Consider the following 14,056-nt stretch of genomic DNA (forward strand, 5'->3'; position numbering starts at 1 on the left):
ACCATAAGTGTATGAAAAAGTACCATTGTTATCTTCGTATATTTTCTTTGCCCAAGAATCATCTGCATTGTCACCCGATTTTTCTTGAGGGTGAGCAATTATTTTTTGTTTTCCATCTAAAATGAAAGCATAGCCCTTTTTACCAATATTAATTAACTTTGTTGTTTTTAATAAATTATCTAAACTTAAATCTACCGCAACAACACCATTTTTATCTTCAGTTTGTTTTGCGATTGTTACGACAATATGTCCATTCCCTTGTGCTTTATATGGTTCAGTGACAACAATTCCACCTTGCTTATTCACTGCATCTTTATACCAAGAACGCGTTGTTGGATCATAATCTGCTGCCATTTGTATATTTGGTTCTTGTACAAATTTTTTATCGTTTCCGGCAACATACACTTGTTCTACATCTTTGTTCAAACTAATATATTGGGATAATGTTTTTCTTAGTTCATCCTGATTATCCCCTTGATACATATCACTATGAATCACTCGTGCAAAATTATTTACATCGTTGAATTTCGCTTCAATCATTTGATTGATTAAATTATCCAATATTTTTATATTATCTTGAGCGCTACTCATAATTTGTGATTCAAAATTCTTTTTAGCTGTTTGATACGACATGCCCCCAATAATAGAGACTGCCGCAATTAATATAACAAAAAATGAAATTAATAGCTTTTTTGCTACTTTCATATCTCTAAACCAACTTACTAGTTTACGCATTACAAACCTCCTGTATTTCAATATTAAGTTTTAAAGATTATATAGAGCTAATTTTGAATATATCCCATTCCTTAGTTTCTATTTTTATAACTTGTTTTGATGAACACTTTGTAAAGTTTAAACAAATAAGCTCCCTTTGTCTATATATACGAATAATATTATTATAAAATTTACAAATACAAAAAACCAAAGGAACAAGCCCTTTGGTTTTTTACATTTTTTTATGTTGTTTAGAAATCTTTTTCCATCTATCTCGTTCCGCTCTTGCCAGAGTAATGTTTTGTTTTCTCATAGCATATGCCAATTCTCTTTGCAGCTTTTTATAGCTTAGCAAGCGCTCTACGGGTATAATTCCGTTATCTATAGCACTTCGCACTGCACATCCTGGTTCACCATCATGTTTACAATCTCGAAAGCGGCAAGTATTTGCAAGATCTTCAATATCAGAAAATGTAGTTTGAATTGCCGCGCTTCCTTCCCAAAGCTGAAGTTCCCTCATACCAGGAGTATCAATTACTAAACCACTACTCGGTAATTGGAATAACTCACGGTGAGTTGTCGTATGTCTCCCTTTACTATCTTCTTCACGTATATCTCCAGTTTTTGCTACATCTGTTCCTATTAATGCATTTAACAAAGTAGATTTCCCTGCACCTGAAGATCCAACTAAAGCAATTGTTTTTCCTGGTGAAACAAATTGTTGCAATGATTCTATTCCGACGTACACTAAACTATCAACAACAAATATCGGAACACCGATTGCTACCGCTTCAGTTTCTGCAATTTTCTGTTCCACATCTTCACATAAACTACTCTTCGTTAAAACAATAACAGGCATTGCACCACTCTCATAAGCCATTAGCAAATAACGTTCCATCCTTCTTACGTTGAAATCATGGTTAAGAGCATTCACTAAAAATAGATAATCTACATTCGCTGCAATAATTTGTTCTTCAGTTCTGTTACCAGCTTCTTGTCTTGAAAAAGAACTTCTTCTCGGAAAAATACGGTGAATAATTGCCTTTTTCTCATTTTCTATTTTCTTTATATACACCCAATCACCAACTGCCGGATAATCCCCTTTCGTTAACGCTTCATGACGAAACTTTCCAGACAATTCCGCTACATATTCACCATCATTACAAATAATCCTATATATATGCTTGTGCTCAAGTAAAATACGTCCTACTTCATAGTTCTCTACAGCTTGTTCCTCAAAAAAAGAATCCCATCCGAACGATTCTAAAATATTTTGATTCAAATTGATATCCTCCCTAGTTTGAACTTAGTGGAAGGATTGTGCGCTCACTTATAAAGTATCGCCCTTTCCGTCCACCTTTGTATTTGGTTTATTATTCATATAAATCAATTTCGCCATAATACATCACCCCGTTCTAAATTTAATTACTCTCATTATATGGAATATCTCATTAAAAAGCTACCTTATTTAATGTAATTTTCAAACAATTAACTCTTTAGCATTTTAGTTTGTCCACGATGACTAATCTTATCTTCTATTACATGAAACCAAGTATAGTGTTGGTTATAGTAAAAGCGATTCATATAATAGACTGAAATGTATCGGGATTTTCCGTTATAATTAAATTGAATGCGGAATATACCCAAACAAACTTTCTCAATATGGTTATATGAAATATTAAAAGGAATCAATATGTAAAAATCGAATCTTATTCACTAAAAGGAGTGGATTCGATGGAAATGTATCAATGGCTAACTGCTCTTCTCGTTGGTGGCATTACCGGCTTCGTTTCCCATCTAATCAATAACCAAGGTAAGTTATTGCTTCCACGCCGTTTGAAAACTTTTTTTCATTTTGGTTTTTTAACTGATATTTTTACCGGCTGCCTAGCTGCACTTCTTGGGCTCGTTTTATTCGATGTCACCTTAATAAAAGAAATAATCAAGGTGTCCATTGTGACTGCTATTTCTGGCCAAACGTTCTTACTTCACCAGGCTCTTGGTGGTGAGCAGGCTAAAAATACGCAAATTGGAAAAGCTGATGAGAAGATTCAAGAAATTGACAAATTATTGCGACGTTAGTATATACTTTCTTTTTAAATTATTGTTATAATGAAAAATAAATATTTTCTATTGCGTCGTTTGTCAGAAGAAAGGGTGTTTCGTATGACAAAAAAGAAAATAGAAGATTTCTTAACAAACTCCGAAAAAGAGGAACTGCTAGAAAACTATAAATGTTTACGAGAAGCCCGCACAAAAAGCGAAGCTAACTATTTTGGTGAAGCAGTAGACCATCTATTAAATAAAGCTAAAAAACGAATTATTGATGATGCAGGAATACATGATGAAAATGCAGCAACTGTACAATCAAAGAGAAAAGCACTGTTTTAGTTACATTAGCTAAAACAGTGCTTTTTATTACAGCATCTTTCACATCTATTTCACAAATATATATACTCCAGTATGGTAAGCTAAATATATCCTTTTCCAAGGAACTATATGCCGATATATAAATCCCTATCTCTGTAGGGATTTTTTATTTTTTTTAAGAAAAGAAGCTCAGTGTTAAAACACTCACCTCTTCCCTTCTAATCTTCTAATATAGATTCAATTTGTTTCATATCCTTTTCATTCAATAAAACGTCCACCGCTCTTACACTTTCTCTTATTTGCGATGCTCGCTTCCCGCCAGGAATAACAGTATCAATTCCTTTTTTATTTAATAACTACACTAACGCTAAATGAGACACTTCAATATCATTTTCTTTAGCTACCCCTTTTAACTTTTCCACTTTCTTAAAGTTACTCTTATATGTATTTTTCTCGAAAAGATTTACACTTTGGCGCCAATCACCTTCGTTCAATTTAAAACCTTCTGTATATTTACCACCTAGTATTCCAAAGGCCAAAGGTCCATACGGTATAAATGAAATACCAGCTTCTATTTCTATACAATACGGTAATAGTTCTTCCTCAGCAGTACGATTTAACATATTGTAAGGCGCTTGTACAACATCTATGTCTCCATGCTGATTCGCTACTTTTAATTGCTCTACGTTTACGTTGATATTCCAATTGAACGGATTCCCCCTTCTTCTTTTAGGCGCATAAGCTCTCCGATTGAATCTATGTAACTTGTTTCAGAATTTGTAAAATGTAAATAATATAAATCAATATAATCAGTCTGTAATCTTCTTAAGCTATTTTCCAATGCGTTTTATTTTAATTCGAGAAGAAGATTTAAATGCTAGATTCACTGGTTTATTACATGTTGTATTACATGCAACAAAGCCTTATTAAAAAACATCTCATTTAAATATGAGATGTTTTTTAGTATTTCTATTCTTTTAACAAATCTATTAATCCATTTCCTTCAGATGTACGCTCATACCCTAAAGGTACAGTTCTTTTTATTAGTTGTGCGTATATTTCTGGCTCTGATAACTTTCTACCATATTCTCTCTCACACTGCTTAATGAGCAATGCGAGTGCCCCAGCGATGTGCGGCGTCGCCATTGAAGTACCACTTAATACAGCATATTTCCCCTCTGGATACGTAGATAATATTTCATCACCTGGCGCTACTAAATCAATTTCTTGATTTGAATTACTAAAACAAGAAATTTTCCGCTCTAAATTGACAGCACCAACTTCAATTACCTCAGAGTAAGCACCTGGGAAGTCTAGTTCCTCTGTGTCATCATTACAATCTCCATTATTTCCAGCAGCACATACAACAAGAACATCTTGCCTTACTGCATTTTGAATTGCTTCATGTAATTCCGGAACGTCTTGCGGGCCACCAAGTGACATTGAAATAATTCTCACTTTCTCTTTATTTGGCCCCCTCCAATTTACAGCATAATGAATGGCCTCAATAATTTGTTCATAGCTTCCAGAACCGTCTCCAGCTAATACTTTTAATACTAACATTTTAGCAAGTGGTGCTACACCTAATACACCCACTCCGTTTTCGGTTGCTGCGATTGTCCCCGCTACATGAGTACCATGCCCATTATTATCAAGATAAATTTTCGGATCACCTTCATAATCTTTCGTGAAATTTCTCCCACCAATAATACGATCTTTTAAATCTACATGACTTACATCACAACCTGTATCTAAAACGGCAACGACAATATCTTTCCCTTTCGCACTCTTTTCCCATACTTGCGGAGCATGAATCAGTTGTACACCTGGCGGAATTTCATTTACTTGCTCAACCACTTTATTTACAGTAAACGGAATTAATTTAATGCCTTTTTGCTTATTCGCTGTACTACTATTCATCGTAATCCCTCCTAAGTAAATTCCTTAAAAATGAATACGCATACATTGAATTTCTTTTCTTAACTCAGATTATCCTTTATTTCCATACAAAAAAGGATCTTTACCTCAAAAAATTTAAAATAAAGATCCTTTTTTCTTTATTCATTTATCCTGCATTAACGGGTAGTTAAAGCCCAATTGTTGAGAGCTAATAAACAGCGCAGATAGACAAAACTCCCACTGATTACAGTTTTACTTTATTATCGTATATAGTTAATTATAATTTCATTATTACCATTTACATAGCAGGCCAATTAATCTTTCCATCTACCTTCTTAAATTCTTCAATTATACTTTGATTACTGTTCTTCAGTGCATCTGATTGATTTGTAGCAGTTTCTATATTTTTATTTTTCTCTCTATATTCTTTCTTCTTAACTATAATTTCTTTAATACATTTATATGTTGGTTTTATTTTAAATAAAATTGCCAAAGTACCAAATATCACTAAAATAAAATATATTAAATAGTCCGAGTTTACCTTTTCAGCTGTTCCGTTAAAAACTTGAATCCATTTATGCCATGAAAATAAACCACCCGCCATAACCAAGCCAGTTAAGATTTCATAACCTAAAGACCCTTTTGTATGAAAATGATTTAAAATAATTTTTAATGCATTAGGCCTTTGCATTTTGTTTCTGTTTATTACTGTTGTCTGATATTTTACTTTATTATTATTTTCCGACAGTCTATTCTCCAGCGTATTTACAATATATTTCCTTGAAGCATTTATCAGTTTTCTACATTCTTCAATAGTATCCTCAGCCTGGCGAAAATCTATATATGCATCAGCTGCCATTTGCTCATTGATTTTATGTAAATACTGTCCACGTTTTTCCTCTAATTGATTTGCTACCTTTTGAACTGCTTCTTTAATATTAACATTATTTGATATTCTTTCTATGTCCGTCCCTGTTACAAAAGTAATGTTTGTTATACACTGAGATAGATTATCAACATTTTCTTTTTGATTTTTCTTCACCGTTTCCAAACATTTATTCACCAATTCACGCTCTATATTATATTCTGGATCCACTAATGCATAGTTAAAATATTGACGATCTCCCCTAATTGCATTTTGTAATGATTTGCAACCAGCTTCAATATTCCGAGTGTACAAATAATATTTTCCTTGGTCATAATAGTATTTTGCAAATCTTTTTGTTTGTATTGATTTTTGAATGCTCTCTAAAGCCAGATCATACTGATGTAAATAAAAATGATTTTTTGCGATTAATTGGTATGAATAACCTAAGAAATCATATTTTTCATTTTGTGGAGCGTGTTTTAGACTATCATATGCATATGTTAAACCTTCTTTATTCTTTCCCATTTTCATATAAGCTAATGTGATTCCGATATAAGCTTGATAGTGTAATGGATTTAATTGTATAGCCCTTTCAAAATAATCTATTGATTTTTTCACATCCTCTCTTCTTACTAATTCCATTGCCATTTCATATAATTCTTGTGCCTCTGTTTTATTAGGTGCCTTTAATGTTTCATATATTCCTTTTAAATACTCATTCCTTTCCGTATTCAGCATATATTGCTCCATACGAAATTCTTGCAATTGATGTATCATTACCCCTAAATTATGGGCACTTTCTTCCGCAGCTTCAGTAGCAGCTCTCATTTCTCTTTGCATAGCACTTGTATTGAAATTTATAGAGGATAAATGCCTCTCGCAATTTGCAATATCAGCACTTAACCAATAACTCGATGTCTCGTTCATCCTATTCCTCCCCTTATATTCCACAATAACTTCTCGTATAACTACACAAAACCCTATTTTCTTATAATATCTTAATAAAACATTTTTACAATTACTTAAACCAAAACAGAGAGCAAAAGAACACATTAACTGTTTTTTGCTCTCCCAATTTCACAAAAGTTCACATCTATATTCCAAATACAATATAAATTAAGACTAACTCTCACTCTTGTTCAAAAACTGCTCAATTTCTTTTATTACATGTTTTGCGCCTTCTATACTAACAGTAATGTTTCCATTTGCTAATGAAATATTTTGGTCTGAAACATCACCTGTTATTTGACAAGCATTGTAAGGTTGATATTTTTGTAAAATGACTTTATCTTCTTCTACAAAAATTTCAAGTGGTGATTTGATTTGTATTCCTAATACATCTCGTAATTCTTTAGGAATAACTATCCGTCCCAATTCATCTACTTTTCGAATAATTCCTGTTGCTTTCATGTTACTCCCCCCTTACTCTCTATTATTTTTTTCACCTCGCTATTTTCATTTTATCACTATATATTTGGTAATGCCTTACTCTTTTTAGAGAATATAGTACAAAAGTTAAAAAAACACATTTAACGAATATTCAATCTTTCTTTCAATTGTTTTAAATAACGAGATCGTATAATGACGAAATATAAAACTTGAATACTTACAAAAATACTTAATACAATCGTATTCTCTTTAAAAAGTGAGTACTCAAACATTTGTCCTAATGCCGTTAATGCTACTGCCCCGTGTAATGTTGCAACTCCAACTGGAACGAAGAATAAAAGCGCTAAGCGGATTGTGACTACTTTCGATAATTCACCTCTCGTCAATCCAACTTTTCGAATCATTTCAAATAAACGAATATCGTCCTCCAAATCAGAAAATAAGCGGAAGTAAAGGAAGCTTCCTGCACAAACGAAAAATACAATACCAATAAAGAAACCTACAAATAAAATGGGTCCTGCGATTTGTAAACTTTGATTTTGATCGTACTCTTCTGCACTAAACGTTGAATGTTCTTCATAAGGCTTCATTTGATTAGTAAGTTCTTTACCAACCTCAATTTCATCTTTCGTTCCTTCTGTTTTGTACACATAATCTTTTTCCTCTTTAAATCCATCTTGTAATGCATCATACTGATTTTTAGAGATTACATAAACGTTACCTCCCAGTATTTTACTTAATGAAGAAGTATTAACTTTTTTCACTTGTAAAGGTTCATTCACATTTGGTAACGTAATTTCATTTCTTTCTTTTATCGGTGGTCCTGGTATATCGACTGACAAAAATAAAGCTTCTTTATTTGATACCGCATTAATGGGTTCTCCTGTTAACTTTGCATATTCCTTATAGTCTGATTCCTTTATAAAGGTGGCGTTTCTTAACGACTGCTCCTCCGTTTTCTTCGTCGAAATATTAGTTTTTGAAGCTGCTATACTATGTTTCTTTAATCCTTCGTCAATCATCTTCAAATGCTGCGATTCATTACTATTTCCTTGCTTAGAATGATAATGAAATGAAATTGGTCTGTCCATAATTTCTTTTGTCATTGAAGCAAATCCAACCAATGTACCTATTGCTGAAAATGCTACTGTTGAAATAATTGTTACAATAAAGAACATTCTTGCGTTATCTCTCATACGGTAAGCTAAATCTGACAAAGTAATAATATTTGTCTGTGTCCAATAGAAACGCTTACTTTTCTTACATAGTCTAATAATAAAGACGCTCAACTGCTTGTACAGCAAATACGTACCAATAATGACTACCGTTGTAACAGGAATCATCATAATAAATACCATTGCGCCGTGTGACATAAGCGCTCCTGCATATCCCGCACTAAGCAATACTACTGCTAATATAGAAGAAATAATGGATGCTTTCGGTTCCGGCTTCGCTTCTGCTGATCCTCTAAACAATTTCATAATTTTATTCTTCCGAATCATTCCTGCACTGAACAATGAAATGATCATAAATAATACGAAAAACATAATACTCGTTACAACAATGGCTTTCATTGGAATGTAATAGGCTAAGGAAATATCTAACTTTAATATCATCGGGGCTACGAATATTAATATTCCGGAAAATAACATTCCTGCAAAAATCCCAAAAATAATTGCCCCTATTCCAATCATGATATTTTCAAAAAAGATAAGACGCTTTAATTGATATTTTGTCATACCTAACATCATTAAAATTCCTAATTCACGCTTTCTCGTTTTTAAAAACATTCCCATCGAATATAAAATAAAGAAAAATGTAAATAAGTAAATAATGGACTGTGCAAAAGACATACTTACAAATACGTACTGCCCTAATTCTCCAGCGCTTAATGCCGGATGAAACGCAAAAAATGAATACACAAAAAAAGCCATAATGGCAAATGCACTACTCAAAAAATAAGCTGAGTATGTTCGTCTATTTCGCGTTACATTTCGAAATGCGAGTTCTCTAATGTTCATACTACTTCTCCGCCCTTCTACTAACTATGCTTTTATATTAGTAAAGTACGGAAATACCTTCCATCGATTCAAATGACAAAAACCTTACATTATTGAAAGGTTTCAAAAAAATTGCTTAAACGAAGCAGTTTCATTATAATGACTACATTCATATTCATACACGCATCCTATTGTATATTCGTTAGTTTTGCGAAATAATAAAGGATAGAAGTATGTACCAATATATACATAAAAATTTTTACAGCTTTAATATGAAAAGGAGGAAAACATAATGACATTACAAGAACAGATTATGAAAGCATTACATGTTCAACCTGTAATTGATCCGAAAGTAGAAATTCGTAAACGCGTTGATTTCTTAAAAGATTATGTGAAAAAAACAGGTGCGAAAGGATTTGTACTTGGAATTAGTGGCGGACAAGACTCTACATTAGCGGGACGTTTAGCCCAGCTTGCAGTTGAAGAAATTCGTAACGAAGGTGGTAACGCAACGTTTATCGCTGTTCGTCTTCCTTACAAAGTACAAAAAGATGAAGATGATGCACAATTAGCATTACAGTTTATTCAAGCTGATCAATCAACTGCCTTTGATATCGCTTCAACTGTCGATGCTTTTTCAAATCAATACGAAAATTTATTAGGTGAATCATTAACAGATTTCAATAAAGGTAATGTGAAAGCACGTATCCGCATGGTTACACAATATGCAATCGGTGGACAAAAAGGCCTTCTTGTTATCGGAACAGATCACGCTGCAGAAGCTGTAACAGGCTTCTTTACAAAATTCGGAGATGGTGGTGCAGATTTATTACCATTAACAGGATTAACGAAGCGCCAAGGACGTGCTCTATTACAAGAATTAGATGCAGACGAGCGACTTTACTTAAAAATGCCAACAGCTGATTTATTAGATGAGAAACCAGGTCAAGCTGATGAAACAGAGTTAGGTATTACGTATGATCAACTAGATGACTATTTAGAAGGTAAAGCAGTTCCAGCTGACGTTGCTGAAAAGATTGAGAAACGTTACAAAGTGAGTGAACATAAAAGACAAGTACCAGCATCTATGTTTGATGATTGGTGGAAATAAACACCATAAAAAAGAAGCTAATCTCAATTAGCTTCTTTTTTATGTTAACGAAATACCCCTACTCTCTTCTCTAATAAATCCTGCAAGCAATCTTCATGTTGTTTACAAAATAACGGAGGCATTTTGTCTAACGGGAAAAACTTCAAATCCAACGTTTCATCACCGTCTACTTTTTTGTCTCCTCCAACAATTGAGAATGTAAAGAACATCACAATTGACTGTGCTTTATCTCCATTTGGATATGTTTGAAAATATTTTGTATACACTCCGATAAGCTCATTTATTTCTACATCATACCCGGTTTCTTCTTTTATTTCTCGAATCGCAGTTTCTGCGGCAGATTCTCCGATTTCCATTGCACCGCCAGGAAATCCCCACGCATTAAAGTCCCCTCTTTTTTGGAGAAGTACTTCACCACATTCATTAAATACACAACCACCAGCAAAATTCAAAATAACATAATCATGCCCTATTTTTTCACGTAATTCCTTTATGTAATTCGCCATCTGTTTCTCCTTTTCATACATCTTCCATTATTTTATCTCTTTCAAGCAATTCAATAATCCAATCTAATTTCTGATTCATATTGATTATATGTTGTTTTTTCGAAGAGCTGTTTTGCAATAACCTTCTAATAAATAAAGTAAATGATATGAAAAACCAAACGATAAGTCCAATTACTAAACAAAAATATATCAACGCAAATATATTATTTTCGAACAAATTCATTTAGCTATCACACCCTCCATTCCTGATTATTTTATCATATAATTCAAAATAGTCACTATTATAATTACTGAACACAAAAAGAGCACCTTTTAAAGATGCTCTTTTCCATTAATACGTAAATGTAATTGTCGCTAATGAATAACCTGTCATTGCACTATATGGCGCAACTTGATAAGATACACGCTTTGCACCTTTTGGCCAAGTGATTTCATTTAATACTTTCTTTATATCTTGCATCGTTCCATCCATTGTCTGCTTATATCGCACTTCTACTTTTTCTGGTTTGGAAGCAAATTGTTGCTGTAATTTTTTCTTAAATTCATTGTATGTTTCCGCTCCATATTGTGCAGACAAATACTTTAAATTTGTTTCTTTTAACATTTGTTCATATGCAGCAGTTTTTGAACTACCGGCTTTTATTTTACTTGTTAATTCACCAAAGTAACTTGTAGTTGCTGCTGGATATTTACTTCGATCCCATTCATGGTCTTTACTTAACTGCTCGTCTGACATATTAAAATAGGAATATGTCACGCGCCCAGCTTTATCTGGCACAGGATCATCGAATGTAGTATCAAGGTGGTACCACTTGTTATCAATGTTCACTAAATTCCATGCGTGAGCTTGTCCATTCCCTGTACCTGTTACAATATGATTTTGAATACCTGCTTCTTTTAGCAACTCATACGTTAATAATGTATACCCTTGGCAAACTGCAGAACGGTTCGCTAACGCGTCATATGCTGTATACGCTTGATAAGACGTATCATAGGATACATGTTTTACAACGTAATCATGAATAGCTTTTACTTTTTCATGTTCATCCATCCCCGGCTTTACAATTGAACCTATAATTGCTTTCGCCTGAGATTTTACATATTGTGTTTGCTCTTTTGATTCACGGTATTTCACTTGTAGTGTAAACGTATAGTTCCCTGGCATCCCTTTTATAGAATACTTAGTAGAGGCTACATTATATTTTACATACTCATCGGCATCTACGATTTTATTATATTCTTTGTATAATTGGTCCATAACATCTCTAGCATTTCTATCTTTTGTTTTATATGTGATTGTAATATTTTCATCCCGATCATCAATATGTTTTTTTAATTCTTTTCGAAAATCATTTAATAATTTAGTGTCTGATTGTGTAGTACCTACAGTCGATTTCGTAGCTGCGTAAGATACAGATGACGCGTGTAAGCCACCCATTGCAATTGTTGAACAGAGCAGGGCAGCTGTTACATACTTATTTGTCTTTCTCATTTCGTCACTCCTTACATTCTATAACTATACGAAAAAGTATCGTATAGTTTCAGAGTATACAATACTTTTCAAAATAGGTCATATGAGATTATGCATATTTAACATTGTAAAAAGGTTGTTCTTTTTACAAGAACAACCTTTTTCATTAACAAGTTTGTAACACACAGCATGTATTTTCAAAATGGTGTTTTTTCAAGTCTTCATTTCCAATACAGAAATAAAGCATCCCTAAATCTCCCCACATCATATTACAATTTTTAGTATCCGAATCAATTTGGAATAAGAGCGTCATATGCTGCGGATCTATCCCCATATATTGTCCAGTCTCGTACAATACCTCATCTTGTACAGAGAATGGTTCTCCAAACATTTGATGATTATCATAGTTGTCTGGGATTAGCTCTTCAAGTAATTGCAAGAAACGATCTGAATCAGCCTCATCTTCAATGAAAAGCTCTGGCAATTTATATGTCAGTTCAAAAGTAGTTGCACATTGATTAAATTTCGCTTGCGATTCATCTGCTCTACGTAATTGCTCTACAGGGATATCATAATAAAGCACACGTCCAGCTTTAGTTGGATCCACATCTTCTTCAAAGTAATTTTCAATACTAAAGAAATATAACATCCCTGTCTTAGGAAGATTATGATCCATGCCAACGTTTTGTAAATCACTTAAATTAAATTGCGCGATAAAGCATAGAGGATTCCCTTTGTATGTTGGATATTCAAATGAATCCGGCAAATCAGGAACTCCACCCATTTTCGAACTACCTATCGCAATTGTTTCCTGTTTTTTTGGCACAACTTTTACACAAGGAAATACAGTATTAATAAGCTCCTCTTTTAAATGTGTCAGTCCATATTTATCAATTAATACTTCAATTTTTTTATCCATAAATTCTCCTTACATTTACATACTTATTTGTATCATAGCACAAAGATTATACTTCATTCATCGCAAAATCAACAAGCCTTCAAAAAAAAACGGGCTTATCCCTCGTACGCGAACAAGTTTAAAAGAGCATAGTATACATTGTTCCTACAAACATGATATCTCATAATTTCTTACAGTATACTTTCCCTCGTTCATTTTCACTTTTAATATAAGGAGGAATTCCACATGGGTTACGGATATAGTTGCGGTGGTTACGGCGGTGGTTACGGTTACGGCGGTAGTTGCGGTGGGTGTGGTTATGGAGGTTTCGCTTTATTAATCGTTTTATTTATCCTTCTAATCATCATCGGAGCTAGCTGTTGGGGCGGCGGATTCGGCTGCTAGTAAACTTAAAAACTATTGTAAAAAAGCGCGTACAATACGTGCTTTTTTGCCATTTTCAAATTCCCCATCTGAAAGGAAGTATGTTTAATGAAGATTGATGGTGTTTTCGAGGGAGGCGGTGTACGCGGAATTGCTCATGTAGGGGCAATTTGCGCGTTAGCCGAAAAAGGTTATGAATGGGAGCGTTTAGCTGGAACATCAGCTGGCGCTATTATCGCAGCGCTTCTAGCAGCAGGATACTCTTGTTCCGAATTAAAAACGATTATAACTGATATTGATTATAACAAGTTTACTAAGAAAACTTTTATTGATAGAATCCCGTTTATCGGTAAAGGACTAAGTGCATGGTCTACTCTAGGTATTTATTCAAATGTATTTCTCGAAGAATGGCTAGAAGACCTGCTTAGAAAAAAAGGAATTCATTT

General features: G+C 33.5%; 15 protein-coding genes and 1 pseudogene. 5 read left to right on the plus strand and 11 right to left on the minus strand.

Features of this window, described 5'->3' with window-relative positions:
* Together KI356_RS24050 and rsgA are read right to left on the minus strand one after the other, a co-directional pair.
* On the minus strand, positions 1-735 hold a 735-nt coding region (locus KI356_RS24050; RefSeq protein WP_212936679.1), incomplete at its 3' end, for a cache domain-containing protein.
* Positions 736-946: 211 nt separating this feature from the next.
* Entirely contained in the window at positions 947-1,996 is a 1,050-nt protein-coding gene (rsgA, locus tag KI356_RS24055) for a ribosome small subunit-dependent GTPase A (RefSeq protein ID WP_128281342.1), read from the minus strand.
* Positions 1,997-2,448: 452 nt separating this feature from the next.
* Here rsgA and KI356_RS24060 point away from each other — a divergent pair, with 452 nt between their 5' ends.
* Positions 2,449-2,796: a DUF4257 domain-containing protein gene (locus tag KI356_RS24060; protein ID WP_212936680.1), complete on the plus strand. Its 348-nt coding sequence runs from the start codon at positions 2,449-2,451 to the stop codon at positions 2,794-2,796.
* 84 nt (positions 2,797-2,880) lie between these two features.
* Positions 2,881-3,105 carry a hypothetical protein gene (locus KI356_RS24065; RefSeq protein WP_128281344.1) on the plus strand — a complete coding sequence of 75 codons (225 nt, stop codon included), beginning with the start codon at positions 2,881-2,883 and terminating at the stop codon, positions 3,103-3,105.
* Positions 3,106-3,302: 197 nt separating this feature from the next.
* Here the strand turns inward: KI356_RS24065 and KI356_RS24070 are convergent.
* The 5 genes and pseudogenes from KI356_RS24070 to KI356_RS24095 form a co-directional block, all read right to left on the minus strand.
* A pseudogene (locus KI356_RS24070) lies at positions 3,303-3,931 on the minus strand (aldo/keto reductase); the annotation flags it as partial.
* 122 nt (positions 3,932-4,053) lie between these two features.
* Positions 4,054-5,004: a serine protease gene (locus tag KI356_RS24080; protein WP_128281345.1), complete on the minus strand. Its 951-nt coding sequence runs from the start codon at positions 5,002-5,004 to the stop codon at positions 4,054-4,056.
* A 277-nt stretch (positions 5,005-5,281) separates the two neighbouring features.
* On the minus strand, positions 5,282-6,778 hold the full coding sequence (locus tag KI356_RS24085; RefSeq protein ID WP_212936681.1) for a tetratricopeptide repeat protein: 1,497 nt from the start codon (positions 6,776-6,778) through the stop codon (positions 5,282-5,284).
* A gap of 195 nt (positions 6,779-6,973) precedes the next feature.
* Positions 6,974-7,261 (minus strand): AbrB/MazE/SpoVT family DNA-binding domain-containing protein, encoded by a 288-nt coding sequence (locus tag KI356_RS24090; RefSeq protein WP_128281347.1) that lies wholly within the window; start codon positions 7,259-7,261, stop codon positions 6,974-6,976.
* A 119-nt stretch (positions 7,262-7,380) separates the two neighbouring features.
* Positions 7,381-9,261, minus strand: a complete 1,881-nt coding sequence (locus KI356_RS24095; protein WP_128281348.1) for an ABC transporter permease — start codon at positions 9,259-9,261, stop codon at positions 7,381-7,383.
* Between the two features lie 271 nt (positions 9,262-9,532).
* On the opposite strand from KI356_RS24095, the gene nadE reads away from it, so the two are divergent.
* Complete coding sequence (nadE, locus tag KI356_RS24100) at positions 9,533-10,351, plus strand: NAD(+) synthase (RefSeq protein WP_128281349.1); 819 nt, start codon at positions 9,533-9,535, stop codon at positions 10,349-10,351.
* 44 nt (positions 10,352-10,395) lie between these two features.
* Here nadE and KI356_RS24105 read toward each other — a convergent pair whose 3' ends face one another.
* The 4 genes from KI356_RS24105 to KI356_RS24120 form a co-directional block, all read right to left on the minus strand.
* On the minus strand, positions 10,396-10,857 hold the full coding sequence (locus KI356_RS24105; protein ID WP_128281350.1) for an NUDIX hydrolase: 462 nt from the start codon (positions 10,855-10,857) through the stop codon (positions 10,396-10,398).
* 13 nt (positions 10,858-10,870) lie between these two features.
* Positions 10,871-11,080 (minus strand): DUF4083 domain-containing protein, encoded by a 210-nt coding sequence (locus KI356_RS24110; RefSeq protein ID WP_128281351.1) that lies wholly within the window; start codon positions 11,078-11,080, stop codon positions 10,871-10,873.
* 108 nt (positions 11,081-11,188) lie between these two features.
* Positions 11,189-12,349, minus strand: a complete 1,161-nt coding sequence (locus KI356_RS24115) for a transglutaminase domain-containing protein (protein ID WP_212936682.1) — start codon at positions 12,347-12,349, stop codon at positions 11,189-11,191.
* Positions 12,350-12,494: 145 nt separating this feature from the next.
* Positions 12,495-13,247 carry a YwqG family protein gene (locus KI356_RS24120; RefSeq protein ID WP_128281353.1) on the minus strand — a complete coding sequence of 251 codons (753 nt, stop codon included), beginning with the start codon at positions 13,245-13,247 and terminating at the stop codon, positions 12,495-12,497.
* 225 nt (positions 13,248-13,472) lie between these two features.
* On the opposite strand from KI356_RS24120, the gene KI356_RS24125 reads away from it, so the two are divergent.
* Both KI356_RS24125 and KI356_RS24130 read left to right on the plus strand, forming a co-directional pair.
* Positions 13,473-13,631, plus strand: coding sequence for a YjcZ family sporulation protein (locus KI356_RS24125; protein ID WP_002118476.1), 159 nt, complete (start codon positions 13,473-13,475; stop codon positions 13,629-13,631).
* An 87-nt stretch (positions 13,632-13,718) separates the two neighbouring features.
* On the plus strand, positions 13,719-14,056 hold a 338-nt coding region (locus tag KI356_RS24130; protein WP_212936683.1), incomplete at its 3' end, for a patatin-like phospholipase family protein.

Origin of the sequence: Bacillus hominis (assembly GCF_018332515.1) — a bacterium.
Lineage (GTDB): Bacteria > Bacillota > Bacilli > Bacillales > Bacillaceae_G > Bacillus_A > Bacillus_A hominis.